Annotated in this window: 23 protein-coding genes; 18 read left to right on the top strand and 5 right to left on the bottom strand. The window is 68.8% G+C overall.

The genetic code is table 11. From position 1 onward, the window contains the following. Nucleotides 1-48: 48 nt before the first annotated feature. A complete protein-coding gene (locus tag NF556_RS14520; RefSeq protein ID WP_252591627.1) occupies nt 49-1,293 on the bottom strand; it encodes a pyridoxal phosphate-dependent aminotransferase in 1,245 nt (414 codons plus the stop codon). 89 nt (nt 1,294-1,382) lie between these two features. Between NF556_RS14520 and NF556_RS14515 the strand changes: the two genes are divergently transcribed. Next, entirely contained in the window at nt 1,383-2,135 is a 753-nt protein-coding gene (locus NF556_RS14515) for a sigma-70 family RNA polymerase sigma factor (protein WP_425606999.1), read from the top strand. Next, nucleotides 2,132-2,416 carry a mycothiol system anti-sigma-R factor gene (gene rsrA, locus NF556_RS14510; protein ID WP_252591625.1) on the top strand — a complete coding sequence of 95 codons (285 nt, stop codon included), beginning with the start codon at nt 2,132-2,134 and terminating at the stop codon, nt 2,414-2,416. The genes NF556_RS14515 and rsrA overlap by 4 nt, the downstream gene beginning before the upstream one ends. A gap of 142 nt (nt 2,417-2,558) precedes the next feature. On the opposite strand, the gene NF556_RS21530 is transcribed toward rsrA, so the two are convergent. Next, nucleotides 2,559-2,633 (bottom strand): 50S ribosomal protein bL37, encoded by a 75-nt coding sequence (locus tag NF556_RS21530; protein ID WP_373288732.1) that lies wholly within the window; start codon nt 2,631-2,633, stop codon nt 2,559-2,561. 513 nt (nt 2,634-3,146) lie between these two features. On the opposite strand from NF556_RS21530, the gene NF556_RS14505 reads away from it, so the two are divergent. From NF556_RS14505 to NF556_RS14480, 6 genes are all read left to right on the top strand, one after another. Next, nucleotides 3,147-4,550: an HD-GYP domain-containing protein gene (locus tag NF556_RS14505; protein WP_252591624.1), complete on the top strand. Its 1,404-nt coding sequence runs from the start codon at nt 3,147-3,149 to the stop codon at nt 4,548-4,550. After that, on the top strand, nt 4,547-5,872 hold the full coding sequence (locus tag NF556_RS14500) for an HD-GYP domain-containing protein (protein WP_252591623.1): 1,326 nt from the start codon (nt 4,547-4,549) through the stop codon (nt 5,870-5,872). The genes NF556_RS14505 and NF556_RS14500 overlap by 4 nt, the downstream gene beginning before the upstream one ends. An 80-nt stretch (nt 5,873-5,952) precedes the next feature. Beyond that, nucleotides 5,953-6,648, top strand: a complete 696-nt coding sequence (tsaB, locus tag NF556_RS14495) for a tRNA (adenosine(37)-N6)-threonylcarbamoyltransferase complex dimerization subunit type 1 TsaB (protein ID WP_252591622.1) — start codon at nt 5,953-5,955, stop codon at nt 6,646-6,648. After that, the gene (gene rimI, locus NF556_RS14490) at nt 6,645-7,139 is read left to right on the top strand and encodes a ribosomal protein S18-alanine N-acetyltransferase (protein ID WP_252591621.1); all 495 of its coding nucleotides are present in this window, start codon (nt 6,645-6,647) and stop codon (nt 7,137-7,139) included. The genes tsaB and rimI overlap by 4 nt, the downstream gene beginning before the upstream one ends. Beyond that, nucleotides 7,132-8,193, top strand: coding sequence for a tRNA (adenosine(37)-N6)-threonylcarbamoyltransferase complex transferase subunit TsaD (tsaD, locus tag NF556_RS14485; RefSeq protein WP_252591620.1), 1,062 nt, complete (start codon nt 7,132-7,134; stop codon nt 8,191-8,193). The genes rimI and tsaD overlap by 8 nt, the downstream gene beginning before the upstream one ends. Next, nucleotides 8,190-10,088 carry a glycoside hydrolase family 3 protein gene (locus tag NF556_RS14480; protein ID WP_252591619.1) on the top strand — a complete coding sequence of 633 codons (1,899 nt, stop codon included), beginning with the start codon at nt 8,190-8,192 and terminating at the stop codon, nt 10,086-10,088. Before tsaD ends, NF556_RS14480 begins: the two co-directional genes overlap by 4 nt. 208 nt (nt 10,089-10,296) lie before the next feature. Here the strand turns inward: NF556_RS14480 and NF556_RS14475 are convergent, their stop codons facing one another. Further along, complete coding sequence (locus NF556_RS14475) at nt 10,297-11,526, bottom strand: class I SAM-dependent methyltransferase (RefSeq protein ID WP_252591618.1); 1,230 nt, start codon at nt 11,524-11,526, stop codon at nt 10,297-10,299. Nucleotides 11,527-11,599: 73 nt separating this feature from the next. Here NF556_RS14475 and NF556_RS14470 point away from each other — a divergent pair, with 73 nt between their 5' ends. The 3 genes from NF556_RS14470 (at nt 11,600) to groL (ending at nt 15,043) form a co-directional block, all read left to right on the top strand. Then, the gene (locus tag NF556_RS14470; protein ID WP_252591617.1) at nt 11,600-12,847 is read left to right on the top strand and encodes a phospholipase D-like domain-containing protein; all 1,248 of its coding nucleotides are present in this window, start codon (nt 11,600-11,602) and stop codon (nt 12,845-12,847) included. Nucleotides 12,848-13,035: 188 nt separating this feature from the next. Next, nucleotides 13,036-13,332, top strand: a complete 297-nt coding sequence (groES, locus tag NF556_RS14465) for a co-chaperone GroES (protein ID WP_252591616.1) — start codon at nt 13,036-13,038, stop codon at nt 13,330-13,332. A 106-nt stretch (nt 13,333-13,438) separates the two neighbouring features. Further along, nucleotides 13,439-15,043 carry a chaperonin GroEL gene (groL, locus tag NF556_RS14460; RefSeq protein WP_252591615.1) on the top strand — a complete coding sequence of 535 codons (1,605 nt, stop codon included), beginning with the start codon at nt 13,439-13,441 and terminating at the stop codon, nt 15,041-15,043. A gap of 70 nt (nt 15,044-15,113) precedes the next feature. On the opposite strand, the gene NF556_RS14455 is transcribed toward groL, so the two are convergent. Next, nucleotides 15,114-15,449: a WhiB family transcriptional regulator gene (locus NF556_RS14455; protein WP_252591614.1), complete on the bottom strand. Its 336-nt coding sequence runs from the start codon at nt 15,447-15,449 to the stop codon at nt 15,114-15,116. 303 nt (nt 15,450-15,752) lie between these two features. On the opposite strand from NF556_RS14455, the gene guaB reads away from it, so the two are divergent. Further along, nucleotides 15,753-17,279 (top strand): IMP dehydrogenase, encoded by a 1,527-nt coding sequence (guaB, locus tag NF556_RS14450; protein ID WP_252591613.1) that lies wholly within the window; start codon nt 15,753-15,755, stop codon nt 17,277-17,279. Between the two features lie 52 nt (nt 17,280-17,331). On the opposite strand, the gene NF556_RS14445 is transcribed toward guaB, so the two are convergent. Continuing rightward, nucleotides 17,332-18,135, bottom strand: a complete 804-nt coding sequence (locus NF556_RS14445) for a dioxygenase family protein (protein WP_252591612.1) — start codon at nt 18,133-18,135, stop codon at nt 17,332-17,334. A gap of 103 nt (nt 18,136-18,238) precedes the next feature. Here NF556_RS14445 and NF556_RS14440 point away from each other — a divergent pair, with 103 nt between their 5' ends. The 6 genes from NF556_RS14440 (at nt 18,239) to NF556_RS14415 (ending at nt 24,383) form a co-directional block, all read left to right on the top strand. Next, a complete protein-coding gene (locus NF556_RS14440; RefSeq protein ID WP_252591611.1) occupies nt 18,239-19,360 on the top strand; it encodes a GuaB3 family IMP dehydrogenase-related protein in 1,122 nt (373 codons plus the stop codon). 128 nt (nt 19,361-19,488) lie between these two features. Further along, nucleotides 19,489-20,811, top strand: coding sequence for a YncE family protein (locus NF556_RS14435; RefSeq protein WP_252591610.1), 1,323 nt, complete (start codon nt 19,489-19,491; stop codon nt 20,809-20,811). Nucleotides 20,812-20,829: 18 nt separating this feature from the next. After that, complete coding sequence (locus NF556_RS14430; protein ID WP_252591609.1) at nt 20,830-21,633, top strand: SURF1 family protein; 804 nt, start codon at nt 20,830-20,832, stop codon at nt 21,631-21,633. Beyond that, the gene (locus NF556_RS14425; RefSeq protein WP_252591608.1) at nt 21,626-21,958 is read left to right on the top strand and encodes a DUF3817 domain-containing protein; all 333 of its coding nucleotides are present in this window, start codon (nt 21,626-21,628) and stop codon (nt 21,956-21,958) included. Before NF556_RS14430 ends, NF556_RS14425 begins: the two co-directional genes overlap by 8 nt. A 52-nt stretch (nt 21,959-22,010) precedes the next feature. Beyond that, on the top strand, nt 22,011-23,588 hold the full coding sequence (gene guaA, locus NF556_RS14420; protein ID WP_252591607.1) for a glutamine-hydrolyzing GMP synthase: 1,578 nt from the start codon (nt 22,011-22,013) through the stop codon (nt 23,586-23,588). 198 nt (nt 23,589-23,786) lie between these two features. Beyond that, nucleotides 23,787-24,383, top strand: coding sequence for a DoxX family protein (locus NF556_RS14415; RefSeq protein ID WP_252591606.1), 597 nt, complete (start codon nt 23,787-23,789; stop codon nt 24,381-24,383). Nucleotides 24,384-24,462 lie beyond the last annotated feature (79 nt).

The raw sequence follows: 24,462 nt of genomic DNA, 5'->3' as shown, positions 1-24,462 counted from the left end.
CAGTGGCGGTGGACGATCACCCAGGGGACCGGACCCAGCCGCGAGCTGTCACTGCCGATAGCTGGCCAGGAAGTTGCCCATCCGCTCGAGGGCGACGGTGAGATCGCGCTGCGAGGGCAGGATCACGACGCGCAGGTGGTCCGGGGTCGGCCAGTTGAAGCCAGTCCCATGCACCACCAGGATCCGCTCCTGCTCCAGCAGGTCCAGGCAGAGCCGCATGTCGTCGTGGATCGCGTGCACCTCGGGGTCCAACCGGGGGAAGACGTAGAGGGCCCCCTCCGGCCGGACACAGGTCACACCGTCCATGGCGTTGAGCATCGACCAGGCGGTGTCGCGCTGTTCGCGCAGGCGGCCACCAGGACCGACGAGGTCCAGGATGCTCTGCCGGCCAGACACCGCCACCTGGATTGCGTGTTGTCCGGGGACGTTGGGACACAGCCGGGTCGAGGCCAACAGCTCGATGCCCTCCAAGAACCCCGTGGCGTGCGACTTCGGTCCGCTGATGACCAGCCAACCGGCACGATAGCCAGCGACGCGGTAGGTCTTGGACAGGCCGTTGAAGGTGATCACGAGCAGGTCGGGAGCGACGCTGGCGATGCTGGTGTGCTGGGCGTCGTCATACAGGATGCGGTCGTAGATCTCGTCCGCCAGGATCAGCAGCGAGTGCTCCCGGGCGACCTGGGCAATCTGTTCGAGGACCTCGCGTGGATAGACCGCGCCGGTGGGGTTGTTCGGGTTGATCACCACGATCGCCTTGGTGCGCTCGGTGATATTGGCGCGAATGTCCTCGATCGAGGGGGCCCAGTCCTGCTGCTCATCGCACAGGTAGTGCACGGGGGTGCCGCCGGCCAGACTGGTCGCAGCGGTCCACAACGGATAGTCGGGCGCGGGGATCAGCACCTCGTCACCGTCGTCGAGGAGGGCCTGCTGGACGAGGCTGATCAGCTCGGAGACACCGTTGCCGAGGTAGACATCGTTGACGTCGAAACGAGGGAAGTCTGGGTCCTCCTCATAGCGGCTGACCACGGCCCGGCGTGCCGACAGGATGCCCTTGGAGTCGGAATACCCCTGCGCGGTCGGCAGGGCGGCGATCATGTCCTGCAGGATCGTGTCGGGCGCCTCGTAACCGAAGTTCGCGGGGTTGCCGATGTTGAGTTTGAGGATGCGGTGCCCCTCGGCCTCGAGCTGGGCTGCCCGGGCGGCGACGGGCCCCCGAATCTCGTAGAGCACGTTCTGCAACTTGCTCGCCTGGCGCAGTGGACGAAGAGGACCCTCGTGGGCGGTGTCGGTCACCGGTCCATCGTGCCACCACAAGGCGTGGGAATCGTCGAGGGCTCGGCGCTGTTCAACCTTGTGAGAACGCAAGACCTTCAGGAGGACGTATGACGGTTGCCTGCCTGGCTGCCCCCGACGCCGGAGTGCGTGTGCCCGGTCCCGTCCGCTTCGGTGGGAGCGCATCAGCACGGCCCACCGGGCTATCGTGGACACCGATGACTAGTGATGACGTGACCGAGGAGCCGGTCAACCCGGACCACGAGGTGGATGTCGCGGCGGAGACGCCCGCGGAGCGTGCCGCCCGATTCGAGCGGGAGGCAATGCCGCTGCTCGACCAGATGTACAGCGCGGCGCTGCGCACGACGCGCAACCCCACGGATGCCGAGGACCTGGTGCAGGAGACGTTCGCCAAGGCGTTCGCCGCCTTCCACCAGTATCGTCCCGGCACCAACCTGAAGGCCTGGATGTATCGCATCCTGACCAACACCTACATCAACACCTACCGCAAGAAGCAGCGGCAGCCGTTGGAGTCGGACGCGGCCGAGGTCGAGGACTATCAGTTGGCCCGTGCCGCGCAGCACACCTCCAGCGGGCTGCGGTCCGCGGAGGCGGAGGCACTGGACCACCTGCCGGACTCCGATGTGAAGCGCGCCCTGGCCTCGATCGGTGAGGACTTCCGGTTGGCGGTCTACCTCGCGGACGTCGAGGGCTATGCCTATAAGGAGATCGCCGAGATCATGGACACCCCCATCGGCACGGTGATGTCTCGACTGCACCGCGGTCGGCGCCAGCTGCGCGATCTGCTGACGGACTACGCGCTGGAGCGCGGATTCATTAACGAGCAGGCGGTGACGTCATGAGCCAGTCGGAGCACAGTCAACAGACCGATTGCGCGCAGGTCGTGCTGCGCCTGTTTGAGTATGTCGACCATGAGGCAGCCGAGGAGGACGGCGTGCGGATCCGGGAGCACCTGGATGCGTGTGGGTCCTGTCTGCGCGAGTACGAGCGTGACCTGCTCCTGAAGGAGATGGTCAAGCGGGCGTGCAGCTCGGAGGCCGCGCCGGCCGCCCTGCGCACCCAGATCATGGCGCGGATCAGCACCATCACGATCACCGAGCACCTCGGCGACGGCCGCGCCTGACCGTCTGGGTCACCGTCCAGCGGTCACCGGCGCCAGAACACGGCCTCGTCAGCAACACAGAAGGACCCCGTGCCCACGAGGGCGACGGGGTCCTTCTGTGTCTGGCACAGCGCCTGGTGTTGAGGCGGTGCGCCGGAGCTGGTCAGGCGTTGGGCTTGCGGCCGTGGTTGGCGGCCTTCTTCTTGCGGTCACGGCGCTTGCGGGCACGCTTGCTCATGGCATCTCCTCACGGTTGGGGCACTGCGGTGGCCGGCGAGCCCCCACGCGGGGCGCGTGGTGGGGCGCTGGTGATCCACCGGTCCGGCTGCCCATTCTGGCACAGACTCTGGCGGTCGAGACCCCAGTGCCGGGAGGGTTCTGCGAGCCAACCGTGCGTGGTCCACGCACAAACTCCGCAGAAGAGCGTCCGAATGGTAAGGATTCGGCAAAGAATGCTTAGAATTGCGCCATGGGCATGTCAACTCCTCGCAAGATGTGACACCCTATGACCATGTTTGCGCATGCCGCCCGCGCAGGAGGGGCGACGTGCAAGGACAACCAAAGTATCGGCCCCGGGAAGGACTGAGACGATGATCGCAGCACTGATGAACATGCTGAATGGCTTTGGTGGCGGTGGATTCACCGACATCATTAGCTGGGAGGACTGAACGGTCCCCCTGGTTGACTGAGTTTCTGAGCGGCGTCGATGCCTGACAAATATCAGGTGTCGGCGCCGCTTCAGTCTGCCCGGGTGCAGTCTCGGCCCACGCATCCTGCCGACCAGACGAGCGTCGCTGTGGCGGGCTATGTCACGGCGGTGTGCCTGCTGGCCCTGGCTCTGGGGCTGGTGGCCCTGCAGGTGGGTCGCCCCCCGTCCGGCGTCGTTGTCGCGGTCCTGACCGGCCTGGGCATCCTGGGCTCGTCCCTGCGCGAGCGTGACCTCGGCCCCCACCTCGGCGTCTCGGTCGCCACCGTGATCCTGGCCGCGGCGCTGCCCCTGGCGGGCCCGACCGGTGCCGTCATCGTCGGTTTCCTGTCCTACCTGGGCAGCGTGCGCTCGCAGCGGCTGCGGACCAGACTCTTCAACGCCGGCATGACGGGGGTCGTCGGTGGGGTGGGCGGCCTCGTGTATATCTTCGCGGGAGGCGTCTCACCCGACGACAATCGAGACCTATCGCCACTCGACCTGTTGTTGCGCGTTGCGGTCCCGCTCGTCGTCGGCTACGTCGTGATGACGCTCCTCAACTGTCTGCTCATCGGCGGGATGGCCCGTGCTGTTAGTGGGGCCCGGGTCTGGGACGTCGCGCTCCGGACGCTGCGTCGGGTCGGGGGCGGCTATCTGACCCATGCCCTGATCGCTTTCCTGTTCGTCGTGCTCTGGGCCCCGGTGGGGGTCGGGACCTTCAGCGCCGTGCTCATCCTGGGGCCCATGTTTATCGCGCAATGGACGCTCAGTCGCGACGCCGTGGAGCGGCGCTCGCACCTGCGCACCGTCCGCACCATCGTGGCAGCGCTGGAGGAGGCCAACCCCTACTCTGCCGGCCACAGCGCGCGCGTGGCCGAGCTCTGCGACCGCATCGCACCCAGGGTCGGCATCGACACTGTAGGCAGCGAGGCCCTGCACTACGCCGCGCTGCTGCACGACATCGGTCTGATCGCTGCTGCTCCTCGCGTCCCGCGCGCCAGCGGCCCCGTCGACGTCGACTACCTGGTCACGATCACCACCCACCCCGAGGCCGGCGTGCGCATGCTGGAGGGCATCGACTTCCTGGGCGGTGCCATGCTCGGGGTCTTGCACCACCACGAGCGGATGGATGGTCGCGGCTACCCGACCGGCCTGTCGGGGGAGGACATCCCGTTGTTCGCCCGGGTGATCGCGGCAGCTGACGCCTTCGACTCCCTCACCACGACCCGGTCCTATCGCGCGGCACTTGATCAGGACAAGGCGCTGGAGGTGCTGCGGGCCAGGACCGGCACCCACCTGGATGCGGCTGTCGTTGAGGCGCTGGCGGAGGCCCTCGCCACCCGACGGTGGTGGCCGACGGTCATCGAGGACGACGTGCGGTCCGTCGTGGGCGATGCCCACGACCACGACGACCCCCTGGTCAGCGATCTGTATGCCGAGTGGTCGCCTGACGGGGAGGTGACCAGGTGAAGCGGGCCGGCAGGATGCGCTCGCGCTCCCAACTGCTGATCTGGCTGGCCGGGGTGATCATGATCGCCGCGACCGTGCAGGCTGTCCTGCTCGTCGGCGAGGTCGCCCCGACCGGCTGGGGCGTCGCCCTGGTCTATGCGGTCACGATCGTGGTGGGTGAGCTGTGGCGAGTCAACGTGCTCGGCACGCGCGACTTCCCGCCCATTGCGCTGGCCGCTGCCCTGGCCATGCCGATGACCACCGCCCTGCCAGGAGACATTGCTGCGGGCTATTCCGCTGGCCTGGTGATCGTGGTCGTCGGCCTGGCCACCCTGTTCGGTCAGGCCCTGCGCCAGTGGATCGGGATCGGCGCCTTCGTGGCGCCTCAGATCGCCTCGCGAGTGCTGGTCGTCACCCTCACCGCACTGCTCTATCGTGAGCTGCCGCTGGGTGGGCGCCCCCTGGCCGACTGGGCCGTCGAGTGGGAGGACATCCTGTGGTTGACCGCCATGACGATGCTCCTCGTCGGCGTGGCGGCGATGCTCGTGCAACTCACGCTGCTGGCCATGCAGCACTCGACCAGCACACATGCCCTCCTGTGGCAGTCCCTGGTCGACGAGGTGGGCGCCGTGGGTCCTCTCGCCCTGGCGACCGCCACCAGCTCCGTCGTGCTCGCCCTTGCTGTCGGCGCCCTGGGGTCCATTGCGATCCCGCTCTTCCTTGCCCCTCTCCTGCTGCTCCAGCTCGCGGTCAGTCGGCAGTCGTTGGTCCGCGATGCGCAGCGTCAGACCATCCGGTCGCTGTCCCGGATCACCGACCAGGGTGGGTTCACCACGCAGGGTCACGCGGTGCGGGTGGCGCACCTGTCCCTGGCGCTGGGGCGCGACCTGGGGCTGGCGGAGCGCGACCTGGTCGATCTGGAGTATGCCGCGCTCCTGCACGACCTCGGGCAGGTCACCCTGCAGCGTCAGATCCCGGGCGGTGCCACGGTCGACATCTCGCCACTGGACCAGCGCCGCATCGCCAACACGGGGGCCTCGATCCTGGCGCGGACCGCCGAGCTGAGTCGGTTGTCGCTGATCGTTGCCGGCCAGGCCGCGCCCTACCGCTACGGCCGGGACTCACGCGATGTGAGCCTGCTGTGCCGGATCCTCAAGGTCAGCAACGCCTTCGACGACCTCACCGCCGCCTCCACACGGCGTCCGGCCACGATCAAGGCACTGCAGCGGATCCGTCTCAATCTGGGCTACGAGTACGACCCGCTGGTGGTTCGCTCGCTGTGCCGGGTGCTCGTGCGTGAGGGCCGTGTGACACCGAGCGAGATCGCCGAGCTGGACGTCTGAGCACAGCACGACCGTGGCTCCAGCCGCCCTGGGACATCATGAGGTGCGGTGTCACACCCCAGAAGACGTAGCCTGGTGCGGTGCTGCTCGCCCTCGACACCGCCACCGGATCCCTCGGCGCCGCCGTCCTCGACGACGGCCGGGTCCTGGCCGAGGTGACCCACCAGGACTCGCGCCGCCACGGGGAGCTGCTGGCCCCGGCCATGGACCAGGCCCTGGCCACGGCCGGCGTCAGGGTCGCGGACCTCAGCGCTGTCGCTGTCGGCGTCGGTCCGGGTCCGTTCACCGGCCTGCGGGTCGGTGTGGTCACCGGACTGGTCCTCGGGCAGGTGCGGGGCATCCCGGTCCACGGCATCTGCTCCCTGGACGCGCTGGCCGAGCAGGCCGTCGCCGAGCAGGTTGTGGACGGTCCCTTCCTGGTGGCCACCGATGCCCGGCGCAAGGAGGTCTACTGGGCGCAGTTTGCCGTGGCCAACGGCGTCGCGCACCGCACCGGCGGTCCGGACGTCGCCCGCGCGGCCGACCTGCCTGCGTCCGTGCGCGCCCTGCCCGCGGTCGGGCAGGGCCCGTTGCTCTATGACGTGTTGACCCGGGCCGCCGATGATGCCCCCACGGACGTGGCGCCCGGCTGGATCGGCATCGTCGCCCACCGAGCCCTCACCGCCGGTGCCGACCAGGACGCGACGCCGGGCCACGGCATACTGCTGCCTCCCGAGCCGCTCTATCTGCGCCGCCCAGACGCCACCGAGCCGGGGCCGCCCAAGGTGGCCTCGTGAGTCAGACCGTGCGGGCGATGCGATGGCAGGACCTGCCGGAGGTGCACCGCATCGAGGCTGCCTCCTTCCCCCAGGACGCCTGGTCGCAGGGCACCTTCTGGGCCGAGCTGGCCGCCAGGCCACGGCGTGACTACGTGGTGCTGGAGGACGAGCGGGTGCTCGGCTATGGGGGCCTGGATCTGGGCGGAGAGACCGCCGATGTGATGACCATCGCGGTCGACCCGGTCCTGCGCGGACAGGCCCTGGGCACCGTCCTGCTCGAACGGCTCGTGGACCGTGCGGCGGCGGCCGGTGCGACCCAGGTGATGCTGGAGGCCCGGGCAGACAACGAGGCGGCGATCCGGCTGTATGACCGGCACGGGTTCGCGGAGGTGCACCGGCGCCGCGGGTATTACCCGCCCGGGGGGCTCCGCCCCTCGGGTACCCCCCGACAAGACTACCGGCGGGTCGATGCGCTTATCATGCGGAAAGAGGTGGTGGCCCGTGGGTGACCCACTGGTGCTGGGAGTCGAGAGCAGCTGCGACGAGACCGGGATCGGGCTGGTCCGCGGCACCACGCTGTTGGCCAATGCTGTCGCCAGCAGTGTGGAGCAGCATGCCCGCTTCGGTGGGGTCGTGCCCGAGGTCGCCAGCCGCGCGCACCTGGAAGCGATGGTGCCGATGATCCAGCGCGCCTGCTCCGATGCGGGCGTGCAGTTGAGTGATGTGGACGCGGTCGCGGTCACCGCTGGCCCTGGTCTGGCCGGGGCGCTGCTGGTGGGGGTGGCCGCCGCCAAGACGCTGTCGCTGGCACTGGGTGTGCCGCTCTATGGCGTCAACCACCTGGGGGCCCACGTCGCAGTGGACGTGCTGGACCATGGCCCGCTGCCACAGCCGATGATGGCCCTGCTGGTCTCCGGGGGGCACACCAATCTGTTGCACGTCCCTGACATCACCAGCGACATCCGCTCTCTCGGGGCCACCATTGACGACGCCGCGGGTGAGGCCTTCGACAAGGTCGCTCGAGTGCTGGGGCTGCCCTATCCGGGTGGGCCGCACATCGACCGGGTCGCTCGTGAGGGTGACCCCAGGGCCATCAGGTTCCCGCGCGGACTGACCTCCGGGAGGGACATGGAGCGGCACCGCTATGACTTCTCTTTCAGTGGGCTGAAGTCCTCGGTGGTCCGGTGGGTGCAGGCGCAGGAACGCGCCGGTGAGCCGGTGCCCGTCGCCGACGTTGCCGCGTCCTTCCAGGAGGCCGTCGTGGATGTGCTCACCCGCAAGGCTGTGCTGGCCTGCACCGAGCACGACGTGATGGACCTGCAGCTCGGTGGTGGCGTGGCAGCCAACGGGCGGCTGCGCGAGCTGTTGGAACAGCGGTGTGCCGAGGCCGGCATCCGCCTGCGCGTCCCGCGGCGCGACCTGTGCACCGACAACGGTGCCATGGTCGCCGCTCTCGGGTCGCTGCTGATCGCCGCGGGGCACGAGTCGTCCCCGTTGGACATCCCGGCCGACTCCTCTCAGCCGGTGGAGCAGATCCGACCGGGGATCAGGCTGGCCTCGTGAGCAGTGGGGCGCGGAGGGCCGGCACGAGCACCGGCCGCCCAGGCCGTGCTGGCAGTGGTGGCAGTGCGCGCCGCGCTGGCAGTGCGGGCACGCGCAGCCTGGTGGCCGCGCTCACCGCCTCCGTGCTGGTGCTGACCGCGTGCAGCGGCGGGGGAGAGGTCCTCGGCACATCGTCCTCGTCGGTGGCCACGACCGACGGCCAGAGCAACAGCGAGCCGGGCGGTGGCGCTCCCACGACGCAGAGCCCCTCGCAGACCCCCGGGGCAACGCCTGACCCGTCCACGTCGCCGAGCACCGGCGACCCGAGCACCCCCGACCCGAGCACCCCCGACCCGAGTGCCACCTCATCCTCCGGGGCGGCTCCTGCCAGCCTGGGTCTGCCGACGCCGGATGAGATCACCACGGCGCGCGAGGACGTCAGCGACCTCACCGACCGAGAGCTGGTCGGTCAACTGATCGTGGCGTCCTATCAGGGCACTGATGCCGGCGCTGCCGCTGACCTCGTGCGCGAGCACCACCTCGCTGGAGTCATCACCCTGGGCGCCAACGTGCCGGAAGCAGTGGACTCGCGGGTGCCCCTGCTCACCGAGCTGACCGGGGCCGTGCAGGACGCGGTCACCGACAGTGGGCGCGACTGGCCGGCCTTCCTGGGCATCGATCAAGAGGGCGGTCCGATCACCCGCGTCGGCGCCCCGCTTGATCACTGGCCCGCCGCCATGGCCCTGGGTGCCGCACGCGACCCGGAGCTGACCCAGGAGGTCACGCAGGCCTCGGGGGAGCAGTTGCGCGCCCTGGGCTACACCGTCGTTTTCGCGCCGTCGGCCGACACCACCATTGGTCCGCAGGACCCGACCATTGGAGCCAGGTCACCCGGGAGCGATCCCGAGCTGGTGGCGCAGACCGCCATCGCTGAACTGGCCGGCTTCGCCGACGCAGGCATCCTGCCCGTTGCCAAACACTTCCCCGGGCACGGGAGCATCACCACGGACAGCCATCTGGGGGTGGCCGAGCAGACCGCTGACCTGGCCACCCTGCAGGAGCGGGACCTGGTGCCCTTTCGTGCGGTGATCGACGCCGGCGCGCCGGCGATGATGCCCGGGCACATCGTTGTTGACGCGATCGACCCGGGCCAGCCGGCCACCCTCTCCTCTGCGGTGCTCACCGGTCTGCTGCAGGAGGATCTGGGGTTCACCGGTCTGGTGGTCACCGACGCGCTCAACATGGGCGCGATCACGGAGGCCTCCGGCGATCAGCACCCTGCGGTGTCGGCGCTGCTGGCCGGTGTCGACGTGCTGCTGATGCCGCCGGACCCGATCGGCTCGCTGGATGCCGTGGTGGCCGCCCTCGCAGACGGCACGCTTGATCGAGCAGACCTGGAGGACTCCGCGGCCCGCGTTGTCGCCACGCTGCGCCACCAGCAGCAGGTGCCCGCTCCTGGCGCCTCGGTGATCGGCTCGGCGCACGACCTGTCGGTGCGGGCCGCCGCGGCAGGGCTGACCCAGCTCACCGGTGCCTGTGGTGAGCGGCTCGTGGGGGACTCGATCACCATCAGCGGCGGCACCGAGACCGACCGTGCCAACCTCGCCGAGGCCGCGCAGGAAGCGGGTCTTGGCACCGGGTCGGGTGACTCGGTGGTGCTCGTGGGCGGGTCGACCTATCAGGCAGGTGGCGGAGCGGGCGGCCCCGGCACCGGCAGTGGGGACATCGTGGTCACCACCGACCGGCCCTACCCCCTGGCAGACAGTTCTGCGTCCACGGCGCTGATCGCGGCCTACGGGCGAGACCCCGCCACCATGGAGGCCCTGGTGCAGGTGCTGCTCGGAGAGACAACGGCTCCAGGGGCGCTCCCGACACCGGTGGGGGACCACCCGATCGGCTCCGGCTGCGGTCATTGATCGATCGTGGCCGTGCACGCCAACAGGCAACGTGGAGCTCCGTGGGCTGACGCAAGCCGCTGACCTGCACTGTTGTCACGAGCCCTCTGACATTGCCTGTTCGTATGCACGGGATCGAGGGGCATGACGCGTGCGCCTTGGGCCGGTTGGTGTGCACGGGACGGCGGTAATGTCGCTGCGCGCTTGACGCTGAGGCGAGGCGGACGGCTCAGGTGACGACGGGCTCGACCTCGATCAGCGTCGGGCGGCCGGCGAGCTGGGACAGCACCACCACGACGTCGCGTGAGCCGGACAGTCGCAGATCTCGGCGCAGCCGGTCCGGGTCGACGGAGACCCCACGCTTCTTGATCGTCAGGGCACCGATGTCAGATTCCCGGGCCCAGCGACGCAGTGGCTTGACCGAGAGCGGGTGGACCGACAGGACCTGGAACCTGCGCGCCCACGGGATGTCCACCTCGTCCGGTCCGGTCACGTAGCCCGCCCCAGGTGCCGTCTCGATGCCCCGGACGAGCCGGGCCAGGGTGCCGGTGAGCCCCGCCTGCAGCACAGCCCGGTCCGGCTCATAGAGCCAGCCGCCCACCTCGTCCGCGACCTCGGCGGCCGGCGCCGGCCCACCCCCGTCGTCGTGAACCTCCAACCACTGACCCCCGTCGGCAGGCCCGGTGTGGACCTGTGCCGAGCGGCCGGGGCGCTGCACCAGATCGCCCCACCAGATGGTGCACTCCAGGGCCTCGCCGCCGAAGGAGGCCCACTGTGCCTCGGCGCCAGCCGGCACGGCATCGCGCGGGAAGGACGGCGCGAGCTTGGCGCCGACGTGGCCGAGGCGGGCGGCGACCTCCTGCACCGTGGCCCAGGTCGGGGCGAGCTGGTCGAGGGAGAACGTGCGTCTGGCCCGGCCGTGCTGGTCGGTGTGCCCCGGCAGCCGACGGGCGGGGTCCAGCCAGGCTCCCCGTCCCGGGGCGCGTTGCAGGTGGAGGTCCTCGATGAGGCCCTGGCGCACCGTCACACCGGGCAGGTCCCGCAGGTTCACGGTCGCGATGGCAGTGGTGGCCGGGTCGGCGTCCACCGCGTCCACGCACAGCCCGATCGAGGACAGGGCCAGGGCATCGCCACCGAGTCCACAGCCGAGGTCCCAGACGGTGTCCACACCAGCAGCCAGGAATCGCCGAGCGTGCCGTTGGGCCAGTTGCCAACGGGTGGACTGCTCGACCCCGTCGGGGGTGAGCAGCATCTGGTCCACCCGGTCCCCGAACTTCACCCGCCCACGAGCTCGCAGGCGGGACTGCGTCAGCACCGCGGCGACCAGGGACGGATCATGGCCAGCCGTGCGCAGTCTGGTGCTCAGCGCCAGGGCCGACCCCTCGTCATACGGCGGCAGTGACTGGAGGAGCTCCCAGGCGACCGGGTCGCTCAGGGCCGCAACGGCTTCGGGGTCCATTGCGCCATCCTCCCCGATGGGCCGCAGAGAAACCGGGTGGGGAACGATCAGCCCGACCGGATAGATTCGTGCCATGAGCAGACGGGATCAGTTGCGCCGCAGCACGAGGCGGCTGCTCGTGGGGGCCGGGGTGGCCAGTGTCGCCACGCCGATGAGCCTGGCCGTGGCGCTGACGGTGGCGGACAAGATGCGCAAGGCCCGTGAGCCCGACGAGCACTCCGTGCCGCCCCACGAGCCGCTGCCGGCAGAGGTCGATGGCAATGAGCTCACGACCTACACCTACGGCGAGCACCTCTTCCGGGACATGATCGAGGCGATCGACCAGGCCACCGAGTATGTCTACCTGGTGACCTACATCTGGAAGGGCGACGAGATGGGTCAGGCGTTCAAGGACGCCGTGATCCGTGCCTCTGAGCGAGGCGTGCAGGTCTGCCTGGTCTTCGACGGGTTTGCCAACCTGGTCGTGCCGCGCGAGTTCAAGTCGTTCCCAGACCCCGTGCACGTGCTGAAGTTCCCGACGATCCGGTCCGGGTTGCTCGTCAACGTCCGGCGCACCGGGCGGGACCACCGCAAGGTGCTGGTGGTCGACGGGCTGGTTGGCTTCGTCGGTGGCTACAACATCGGCTCGCTGTATGTCGACAAGTGGCGCGACACCCACATGCGGGTGACCGGTGACGCTGTGTGGGAGCTCCAGAACACCTTCGTCGACTTCTGGAACCGGCACCGCAAGCGCAACCACCCCGAGCTCGAGGACAGCGGGTCACCGGTCTGGAACTCGCGGATCCTCGCGGCCCGCAACGAGCCGAGCCGTCTGGTCTTCCCGGTGCGGGGCATCTATCTGGAGGCCATCGACCGGGCGGTGCACCGGATCTGGATCACGCAGGGGTATTTCATCCCGGACCGGGAGATCCTCGGCGGCCTGCTGGCGGCTGCCAAGCGTGGGGTGGACGTGCGCGTCCTGATGCCCGAGGCGTCGAACCACGTCGTGGCTGACTGGGTCGCGCGCTCGCACTACAGCAACCTCCTCGAAGGAGGTGTGCGCCTCTTCCTCTATCAGGACGTGATGGTGCACGCCAAGACCGCCACGGTCGACGGGACCTGGACCACTGTCGGGACGGCCAACATCGACCGGCTGTCGATGATCGGCAACTACGAGGTGAACCTGGAGATCCACGACCGTGGGCAGGCTGCGCGGATGGAGGAGATCTTCAGTCGCGACCTGGCCAACGCGCACGAGATGACCCTGGACGAGTGGCGGGAGCGCGGCCTCTTCTCACGAGCTGCCGAGTGGATCCTGGAGCCGCTGCACCCGCTGTTGTGAGCTGGCGAGGCTCTTCTCTGAGCGAAACTCTGGCACTCGGCTTGACCGAGTGCTAATCGATGCATAGATTCAGTGTTAGCACTCTGCACCTGCAAGTGCTAACAGCCCGGAACGAGCCGACCCCCGCGACGGCGGCCCCGACCGGACACAGACACTGACAGTCGAACTCGCGAAGGGAAGGTCCCACCGTGTCGGTTTCCATTAAGCCGCTCGAAGACCGGATCGTTATCAAGGCCGTCGAGGCCGAGCAGACCACCGCCTCCGGCCTGGTCATTCCGGACACCGCCAAGGAGAAGCCCCAGGAGGGTGAGGTCCTGGCCGTCGGCCCCGGCCGTTTCAACGACAACGGCGGCGAGCGCATCCCGCTCGACATCGCCGTGGGCGACCGCGTCATCTACAGCAAGTACGGCGGCACTGAGATCAAGCACGGTGGCCAGGAGTACCTCATCCTGTCCGCGCGTGACGTGCTGGCCGTCGTCGGCTGAACAGTCGACAACAACTGACCTCCGCAGACGCCCCGGGACCCGTGCAGTGCGCAGGGGTCACCGGGGTGTCGTGCACTGACTCAACGCAACGGAAGGACCGGCCCTGATGGCTAAGCAGCTGGAATTTAACGACAACGCCCGCAAGGCGCTGGAGCGGGGCGTCGACGCCCTGGCCAACGCCGTGAAGGTGACTTTGGGCCCCAAGGGCCGCAATGTCGTGCTGGACAAGAAGTGGGGCGCCCCCACCATCACCAACGACGGCGTCACCATCGCCCGTGAGGTCGAGCTGGAGGACCCCTACGAGAACATGGGTGCTCAGCTGGCCAAGGAGGTCGCGACCAAGACCAACGACGTGGCCGGCGACGGCACGACCACCGCGACGGTGCTGGCACAGGCCATGGTCCACCAGGGCCTGCGCAACGTGGCCGCTGGTGCGAGCCCCGCCAGCCTCAAGCGCGGCATCGACCAGGCGGTCGAGGCCATCTCCCAGCGTCTGCTGGACACCGCACGCGAGCTTGAGGGCCGTGACGAGATCGCTCAGGTGGCGAGCCTGTCGGCCCAGGACACCGTCATCGGTGACCTGATCGCCGAGGCCTTCGACAAGGTCGGCAAGGACGGTGTCATCACCGTCGAGGAGTCCTCCACGACGGCGATGGAGCTGGACTTCACCGAGGGCATGCAGTTCGACAAGGGCTACCTCTCGCCCTACTTCGTCACCGACACCGAGCGCATGGAGGCCGTCCTGGAGGACGCCTACATCCTCTTCCACCAGGGCAAGATCTCCTCGGTGTCAGACCTGCTGCCGCTGCTGGAGAAGGTCATCGGCGAGAGCAAGCCGCTGTTCATCGTGGCCGAGGACGTCGAGGGCGAGGCACTGTCGACCCTGGTGGTCAACAAGATGCGTGGCACCTTCAACGCCGTGGCCGTCAAGGCCCCGGGCTTCGGCGACCGCCGCAAGGCGATGCTGCAGGACATGGCGACCCTCACCGGTGGCCAGGTCGTCGCCGAGGAGGTCGGCCTCAAGCTGGATCAGGTCGGTCTCGAGGTGCTGGGCAAGGCCCGCCGCATCGTGGCCACCAAGGACTCCACCGTCATCATCGACGGTGAGGGCGACGCCGACGAGGTCAAGGCCCGCGTGGACCAGATCACCTCCGAGATCGCCAACACCGACTCTGACTGGGACCGCGAGAAGCTCCAGGAGCGTCTCGCCAAGCTGTCCGGTGGCGTCTGCGTGATCCAGGTCGGTGCGCACACCGAGGTGGAGCTGAAGGAGAAGAAGCACCGCATCGAGGACGCGGTCTCCGCGACCCGCGCTGCGATTGAGGAAGGCATCGTCGCCGGCGGCGGTTCGGCTCTGATCCACGCCGCCAAGGTGCTGGACGAGCTCTCGCTGGAGGGTGACGAGGCAGTCGGTGCCAGCATCGTGGGTCGCTCGGCCCAGGAGCCGCTGCGCTGGATTGCTGAGAACGCTGGTCTGCAGGGTTACGTGGCCACGGCCAAGGTGGCCGAGCTGGAGTCCGGTCACGGACTCAACGCTGCGACGGGTGAGTATGGCGACCTGCTGGCCGCCGGTGTCATCGACCCGGTCAAGGTCACCCGGTCGGCGCTGCGCAACGCGGCCTCGATCGCCTCAATGGTGCTGACGACCGAGACCCTGGTCGTCGACAAGCCGGAGGAGCAGGACAACGACGGTCACGGCCACAGCCACTGACCTGGGCGACACCCGGCTGGGTTGACTCCCGGCCGGGTGCTCGCACCTGACGAGCCCGGTCGGGCACGGCTCACGCCGTGTTGCGGCCGGGCTCTTCGCTGTCTGGGGTCGCCGCCGGATCGGGGGCGATGTCCGCCTCGGACAGGGCCGCGGTGCGCTCTTCCTCCGTCATGGCCCCCCACACCCCATAGGGCTCGCGAGCGCTCAACGCATGGGCACGGCAGGGCTCGAGGACCGGGCACTGCAGGCAGAGCCTCTTGGCGCGTTCATCACGCCGCCGGCGGGCAGAACCACGCTCGCCCTCGGGGTGGAAGAAGAGCTCCGGGCTCACTGTGCGGCACAGGCCCTCGAACTGCCAGTCCCACTGGTCAGCAACCGGACTGGGTCCGGAAGTCGTGTCACCCACGTGCGCCCACCTCTCATCCTTCAGGCACCTTCGTGCCCGTCCGTCTCCTGAGATACTGCGCGGTTGCCCGTGCAGTATGTGGTTCGTTCGGGTGAACTGTATCCCCAGTCGCCCCCGACGGTGTCAAATTCGTGAAATTGTCCGAATGCCTGCTCCCGCAGGGTCTCACGCCCTCGCCCAAGGGCCAAGGACCTCGCCTGACCGAGTCCCGGGCGAGACCTGCCCCGGGGTAGTGCGGGAACGAGGTGTGAGAGGGGTCACCGGAGGCCAGAAGCGTGCCGGAGCGGCCCTAGGATGGCAGGCATGACCGTGGCTGACTCCCGACCTGCCGTCCCCGATCCGTTCCGCGCACTGGGCCTGACCTACGACGATGTGCTGCTGCTGCCGGGGGAGACCGACCTGGTGCCGGAGCAGATCGACACCACCAGTCGGCTGACCCGCGAGATCAGCCTGCGTCTGCCGCTGGTCTCGGCCGCCATGGACACCGTCACCGAGGGGCGGATGGCCATCGCCATGGCCCGTCAGGGCGGCATCGGCATCCTGCACCGCAACCTGTCGATCGAGGATCAGGCTTATCAGGTGGACCTGGTCAAACGCACCCAGACCGGGCGGATCACCAACCCGGTGACGATCGGCCCCGACGCCACCCTCGAGGAGCTCGACGCGATCTGCGGGCAGTATCGCGTGTCCGGCCTCCCCGTGGTCGACGCGCAGAACCACCTGCTCGGCATCTGCACCAACCGTGACCTGCGGTTCACCCCGGTGGCCGAGTGGGAGCAGACGCTGGTCCGTGACGTCATGACCTCGACCCCGCTGGTGACCGCCCCGTCTGACGTCAGCCACGGGGAGGCAACCAGCATCCTGCGGGCCCACAAGCGCGAGCGTCTCCCGCTCGTGGACAGTGAGGGCCGCCTCACCGGCCTGATCACGGTGAAGGACTTCGTGAAGTCCGAGCAGTTCCCCCGCGCCAGCAAGGACAGCCACGGACGGCTCCTGGTGGGCGCCGCGATCGGCTACTACGGCGACGCCTGGGAGCGGGCCACCACGCTGATCGACGCTGGCGTCGACGTGCTGGTCGCCGACACGGCCCACGGGCACGTGCGCATGCTGATCGAGATGGTGCAGCGACTGAAGTCAGACCCGGCCACCCGACACGTCCAGGTCGTGGGCGGCAACGTGGCAACCGGCGCGGGCGCACAAGCCTTCGTGGAGGCCGGCGCAGACGCGGTCAAGGTCGGGGTCGGCCCGGGGGCGATCTGCACGACCCGGGTCGTCACGGGCATCGGGGCGCCGCAGCTGACGGCCGTCTACGAGGCCGCGCAGGTGGCGCGGGCGGCCGGAGTGCCGGTCATCGCCGACGGTGGGATGAAATACTCCGGCGACATCGCCAAGGCTCTCGTCGCCGGCGCCGAGTCCGTGATGATGGGCTCCATGCTGGCCGGGTGCGAGGAGTGCCCGGGCGAGTTGATCTTCGTCAACGGCAAGCAGTTCAAGTCCTACCGCGGCATGGGCTCGCTCGGGGCGATGAGTTCACGCGGCAAGCAGTCCTACTCCAAGGACCGCTATTTCCAGGCCGAGGTCAGCAGTGACGACCAGATCGTGCCGGAGGGTGTCGAGGGCCGGGTCGCCTACAAGGGCGCGCTGTCCAACGTGATCCACCAGATGTCCGGGGGCCTGCGCCAGGCGATGTTCTATGTGGGCGCGCGCACGGTGCCCGACCTGCAGGAGCGCGGCCAGTTCGTCCGCATCACCCAGGCCAGCCTGCAGGAGTCGCACCCGCACGACATCCAGATGACCGTCGAGGCACCCAACTACAGCGTGGGTGGCTGAGCCCGCCCCGCACGGTCCGAGCGGCCTCGGCGCACGGCCCCGGCGCACGGCCTCAGCCGAACTGCCAGGATCGCTTCGACAGGCCATACCAGAACCCGTCGACGGCCACCTCGTTGTCCAACCCGCCACTGGCCGCCGCGACGCCCAACGTGACGTAGAGCGGTGCCCAGTGCTCGGTCCTCGGGTGGGCCTCACGCGCCCCAGGAGCCTTCGTCTCGAAGTCCAGGACCGCGTCCACGTCGTGGCGGGCCAGGGCCTCCGCGGCCCAGTGGTCAAACTCCGCTGACACCTGCGGCGGGGGAGCGTCGGCGGGGTTGCGGGGGTTGAACCACTTCAGGTTGTGCGTGGTGAAGCCGGAGCCAACGATGAGGGTGCCCTGGTCACGCAACGGCGCCAACCGCCGCCCCACCTCGAAGAGTGCACGGGGGTCGAGCGTCGGCAGCGACATCTGCAGCACCGGCACGTCAGCCTCCGGAAACATCTCCACCAGCGGGACGTAGGCCCCGTGGTCCAACCCGCGCCCCTCGTCGCGGTGGACGGGGCCGCCGATGAGGGTGCTCACGTCGTGGGCCAGGTCCGGTGCGGTCGGGGCTGCGTACTCGACCTCGAAGTACTTCTGCGGGAAGCCCCAGAAGTCGTAGACCAGCGGTTGCTGGCGCTCGCTGGCGCTGAGTGTCAGTGGGGCGCTCTCCCAGTGGGCAGAGACCATCAGGATGTTCCTCGGCGTGGCCAGGCGGTCGGACCAGTCCCGCAACTGGCCCGTCCAGGTCTCGTCGTCGGCCAGCGGGGGCGCACCATGGCTGAGATAGAGCACCGGCTGCCGGTCGGCGGGTGCTGGGCTGGTGGTCTGTTCCACGAGGGCCTCCGAGGTCACCTGGTCATGCGGTCAAGTTTTCAATTTCCAGTATGCCGTGTGGCTGGCGAGTCGTCATCTGCCCCCGGCCTTGTAACCTGACCGGGTGAGCGAGATCGAGATCGGACGTGGCAAGCGCGGCAGACGCGCCTACTCCTTCGAGGACATTGCGGTGGTGCCCTCGCGGCGCACCCGCGACCCGGAGGATGTCTCCATCGGTTGGCAGATCGACGCCTACCACTTCGAGCTCCCGGTGATCGCGGCCCCGATGGACTCGGTGGTGTCTCCGCAGACGGCCATCGCGATGGGACAGCTCGGCGGTCTGGGCGTGCTCGACCTGGAGGGGCTGTGGACGCGCTATGACGACCCGACGCCCTATCTGGAGGAGATCGCCGACCTTGAGATGGCAGCGTCAACCGCGCGCCTTCGCGAGCTCTATGCGGCGCCGATCCGGCCGGATCTGATCACCCAGCGGCTCAAGGAGATTCGCGATGCGGGGGTCACCGTGGCTGGCTCGCTGTCGCCGCAGCGCACCCAGCAGTTCTGGCGCACCGTGGTCGACGCGGGGGTGGATCTGTTCGTGATCCGCGGCACCACCGTCTCGGCCGAGCATGTGTCCAGCAACACCGAGCCGCTCAACCTCAAGCGGTTCATCTACGAGCTCGATGTCCCGGTCGTCGTGGGTGGTGCCGGGACCTACACCGCGGCCCTGCACCTGATGCGGACCGGGGCCGCAGGCGTCCTGGTCGGCTTCGGTGGTGGCGCCACCCACACGACCCGCACCACCTTGGGCATCCACGCCCCCATGGCCACCGCGATCGCCGACGTGGCGGCCGCGCGACGTGACTATCTGGATGAGTCCGGTGGCCGCTATGTCCACGTCATCGCCGACGGAGGCATGGGCCAGTCGGGCGACATCGTCAAGGCCGTCGCCTGTGGCGCGGACGCCGTCATGATCGGCGCGGCGCTGGCTCGTGCCGAGCAGGCGCCCGGGCGCGGTTTCCACTGGGGCTCAGAGGCACACCACCCGTTCCTGCCGCGCGGGGAGCGGGTCAAGGTGGGCACCGTCGGCACCCTCGAGGAGATCCTCAACGGTCCTGGTCGCGATGCCTCGGGCACCACCAACCTGATGGGCGCGCTGCGTCGGGCGATGGCCACGACCGGCTACACCGACGTCAAGGAGTTCCAGCGGGTCGAGGTCGTGGTGGCTCCCTACGCTCCTCGATGAGGTGTGCAGCCACTGACGCACGGAGCGCCTAGCAGGTCTCGACCGCTCCGGCGTTTACGCTGGGCCCGTGCTGACCAGGTCGGGTGGGGTGTGCGCCGCACAGATCGCCCGGAGTCGAGGAGTTGACCATGCGAGTGCGCCGTGAGACCAAGTACCAGCGGCGTCGAGCCATCGTCGGGGGAGTGGCGGTGCTGGCGCTCGCCGGCACGCTGACCGCCTGCCTGACCGGCGGTGCCGACGACCCGGACGCCCCCGCCCAGGAGGCTGCGGACACCGCACCAGCCGACACCGCACCGGAGCCGACCGTGAGCCTCGGTGAGGACCTGGTGGACGCCACCTCCGATGACGGGGACCAGGAGACGACGGACGCAGCCGAGGAATCGGCCCCGGTGGCTGGCCCACCCCCCATCCCCTCCGACACGTCCTTCATGGAGCGCATCGACTACATCACCGGCACCGACGAGGACCCGATCACGCCCAAGTCCGTCGTGGCTTCCGGGGCAGGCCTGGTGGTCGCCAACAACATGATGTACAGCCACTCGTCGACGTTCTATGACGCCGAGAGTCGCGAGGTCGCAGCGACCCTGTCCGATGAGATCGTGCCCGAGGACTTCGGGGTCGAGGACCACCCCGGCACGGCGAAGGGGTCGCCGGTCGAGGCAGCCTGGACCGATGACGGCAAGTTTGCCTACGTCTCGCAATACACCATGTATGGCGACAGCTTCGGGGTCGAGGGTTTCGACGACTGCACACCCGACAGTGGTGTCGGCCCGTCCCTGCTCTATCGCTTCAACGCCGAGCTGATGGAGTGGGACCAGGTCATCAAGGTCGGTGCGGTCCCGAAGTACGTCGACATCACCCCGGACCAGAAGACGATCCTGGTCAGCAACTGGTGTGACTCCACGATCTCCGTGGTCGACCGGGAGAGCGCCGAGGAGATCAAGACGATCCCGATCGCCGCTGCTCCCCGGGGGATCGAGGTGCTCCCGGACAACCGCACGGCCTATGTCGCGGCGATGTATGCCGACAAGCTGTTCAAGGTCGACCTGGAGACCGGTGAGTCCGAGGTGATGATGGAGACCGGCCGCAAGCCGCGCCACCTCAACCTCTCCCCGGACGGCAAGTTCCTCTTCATGGCGGTCAGCGGCGCGGACACCATCTACAAGATCGACACCGAGACCGAGGAGATCGTCGATCAGGTCGTCTCCGGTCGCGAGCCTCGCTCGATGATCATGTCCTCGGACGGCACGGCTCTCTACGTCGTCAACTACTACGAGCCCTCCGTGGCCAAGATCAGCACCGATGACATGGAGGTGCTGCAGAAGGAGCCGACCGACGCCAACCCGATCGGCATCACCTACGAGCCGATCACCCACACTGTCTGGGTGGCCTGCTACGGCGGCAGCATCTACGTCTTCGACGACACCCTGGCTGAGGATCCGCAGGCTTAGGCGACGTACCCTGGCAGGGTGTTGCGCACCCTGTTCACTCCCCGCTGGCTGACCCTCCTGGGCGTCGTGGTCGCGGTCTGTGTCGCTTTCGCGTGGCTGGGGTTGTGGCAGCTCTCGGTGGCCCAGGACGACGCCTTCGAGACCCTGCAGGCCGAGCGGGACGCGCTGGTCGAGAAGCCGCTGGACGAGGTGATCACCCCACACGCTGCGTTCCCCGCCGACGGCGCCGGTCACCCGGTGGTGGTCGAGGGGGTCTATGACGGCTCCCGTCAGTTCCTCGTCCCCGACCGGGTGCTGGAGGAACAGGTCGGCTACTGGGTGGTCACCCCGTTGCAGGTCACCTCCTCGGAGGGCGCCGACGCAGCGGCGATCATCCCCGTGCTGCGCGGATTCGTCGCCGACCCGGCCGACGCGGATGTGCCCCCGGCTGACCCGGTGACCGTGCACGGCGAGTTGGCCCCGGGGGAGTCGCCCTCGCTGGCCGAGGAGCCCCTCCCGCAGGGGCAGCGCGGCACGATCGACCTGTCCACACTGGCCAACGAGTGGCCCGAGGCGCTCTACAACGGCTTTGTGTTCAGCACCCAGGAGCAGCCGCCGGTGACGGACGAGGCCCTGGCGCACGTGCCGCCTCCCGTGCTCCAGGCCGGCGACGTCGACTGGCGCAACCTCGGCTACGCCCTGCAGTGGTGGGTCTTTGCGGCCTTCGCCATCTTCATGTTCGTCAAGCTGCTCCACGACGCCGCGCGCACGCCCCCAGACGACCGGCCTACAGTGAGCACTGCCGCACCCACCGACGAGAGGATCGAGCCCCACCATGTCTGACCGCGCCAAACTGAGGTTCTTCCAGGTGATGGCCACTGTGGTTGGCCTGGGCCTGCTCCTGCTCGTCCTAGAGATGGTGCTCTGGTATGCGTTCGACAACGACGTGTTGCGCTGGTGGGCGATGCCGCACGGCTTCCTCTACATGGTCTATCTGGTGGCTGTCGCGATGCTCGGCTTTGCACTGCACTGGGGGCTGGGCCGGATGGTGCTGATCATGCTTGCAGGCGTCGTGCCGTTCCTCTCGTTCTATGTCGAGGCCAGGGTCACCCGCTCTGCCCGCGCCGAGATCGAGGCCAAGGAGGCCCGCGCCGGGGTGCGGGTCTGATCCGACCCGGCCCACGGCATACGGCAGGGTCTGGGGCAGTTAACCTGTCCCGGTGACCGAAGCCCTGCAGCAGCGCCCCGTCCTCGTCGTCGACTTCGGCGCGCAGTATGCCCAACTCATCGCCCGACGGGTCCGCGAGGCCTCCGTCTACAGCGAGATCGTGCCCCACGACATGCCGGCCGAGGAGGTGCTCGCCAAGAACCCGGCGGCCCTGATCCTCTCCGGTGGTCCCTCATCGGTGTATGCCGAGGGGGCACCCTCCCTGGACGCCGGCCTGCTCGAGGCTGGCGTGCCGGTGCTCGGGATCTGCTACGGCTTCCAGGCGATGGCCACGGCCCTGGGTGGCACGGTCGAGAAGACCGGGCTGCGGGAATACGGTGAGACCAAGGCCAGGATCTCCGACACGGGCAGCACGCTGTTTGACGGGCAGCCCGATGAGCAGCCGGTGTGGATGAGCCACGGCGACAGCGTCGCGCAGGTGCCAGAGGGCGCGCGGGTCACGGCGTCGACGTCCGGTGCGACGGTCGCTGCGTTCGAGGATGACGAGGCGCGGCGCTATGGCGTCCAGTGGCACCCCGAGGTGCTGCACTCGACCTTCGGGCAGCGCGTCCTGGAGAACTTCCTGCTGCGCGGGGCGGGCCTTGAGCCGACCTGGACCAGCGAGAACGTCGTGGACGACCTGGTCGCCTCGATCCGCGAGCAGGTGGGGGATGCCAGCGTCATCTGTGGCCTGTCCGGTGGGGTGGACTCCTCGGTGGCGGCAGCGCTCGTGCAGCGGGCGATCGGCGATCAGCTGACCTGTGTCTTCGTGGACCATGGTCTGCTGCGCCAGGGGGAGGCCGAGCAGGTCGAGAAGGACTTCGTCGCCGCGACGGGGGTGGATCTGGTCGTCGTGGATGCGCAACAGCGCTTCCTCGACGCGCTCGCCGGGGTGACCGATCCGGAGACCAAGCGCAAGATCATCGGCCGCGAGTTCATCCGCGTCTTCGAGCAGGCGGCCCGGGACGTGGCCGGCACGGCCGACGCCGACGGCCACCCGGTGAAGTTCCTGGTCCAGGGGACGCTCTATCCCGACGTCGTGGAGTCCGGCGGTGGCAGCGGCACCGCCAACATCAAGAGCCACCACAACGTCGGTGGCCTCCCCGACGACCTGCAGTTCTCGCTGATCGAGCCGCTGCGGCAGCTGTTCAAGGACGAGGTGCGACAGGTCGGACTCGAGCTCGGCGTCCCGGAGGAGATCGTCTGGCGCCAGCCGTTCCCCGGACCCGGCCTGGGCATCCGGATCATCGGCGCCGTCGATGCCGAGCGGTTGGACATCCTGCGCCGGGCGGACGCGATCGCGCGTGAGGAGCTCACGAGGGCCGGGCTGGACCGTGACATCTGGCAGTGCCCGGTCGTGCTGCTCGCCGACGTGCGCTCGGTCGGCGTCCAGGGCGACGGCCGCACCTACGGCCACCCGGTCGTGCTGCGCCCAGTCTCCAGCGAGGACGCGATGACGGCCGACTGGAGCCGGGTGCCTTACGACGTGCTGGCCCGCATCTCCAACCGGATCACCAACGAGGTCGAGGAGATCAACCGCGTGGCGCTCGACGTGACGAGCAAGCCGCCGGGCACCATCGAGTGGGAGTGAGCCCTCCCACGCTCACCTGCGACGGCCGGTCACCACGTGGTGGCCGGCCGTCGGCGTTCCAGGCCTGCCCCCACCTGGTGTGAGCAACGCGACAGCGGCAGAAGGCCTTCTGGCTTTACGCCGACATGACGTAGTACTACACTTAGTAGTGGAAGTCGAGATCGACCTCCACCACTGCAGATCCCGAAAGGCACCGTCATGAGCGCCAACCTTCACACTCCCACCACGGGTGACGTTGCTGTTGACCGCGTGGTGCGCGGTCGCGACACCGTCTTCCAGGACGACATCGTCCGCTCCGGCACCGCCCGCAAGCTGCTGGCTGGCCTGCGGATCCTCATCGGCTGGACCTTCATGTGGCCCTTCCTCGACAAGCTGTTCGGCCTCGGCTATGGCACGGAGTCCGCTGGAGCCTGGGTCGAGGGTGGCGCCCCGGCACAGGGCTACATGCTCAACGCGACATCCGGTCCGTTCAAGGAGGTCTTCATCTGGATGGCCGAGACCTTCGGCGGCCTGGCTGACTTCCTGTTCATGTTCGGTCTGTTCGGCATCGGTCTGGCCATGCTCGCCGGCGCCGGTCTGAAGATCGCCGCCTGGGGCGGCACGCTCCTGATGGCCTTCATGTATCTCGCGGCCCTGCCCATCGGTCAGGCGAACATGGGCTTCACCAACCCGATCACCGACTCCCACTGGATCGAGGCCATCGTCCTCCTGGTGGTTGCCTACACCCTCTCCGGTGACACCTGGGGCCTCGGCCGCTGGTGGGGCAAGAAGGTCGGCAACGGCTGGCTCCGCTGACCCACCGACCGCGCACGACACACGCACGCTGTCCGCCCGGCTCCCACGAGCCGGGCGGGCAGCGTGCGTTGTCTGCCAC

It is taken from the genome of Ornithinimicrobium faecis, from assembly GCF_023923225.1.
GTDB classification, from domain to species: Bacteria; Actinomycetota; Actinomycetes; order Actinomycetales; family Dermatophilaceae; genus Ornithinicoccus; species Ornithinicoccus faecis.
The sequence above is the reverse complement of the archived record's forward strand: the minus strand, read 5'-3'. Positions and strand labels throughout refer to the sequence as shown.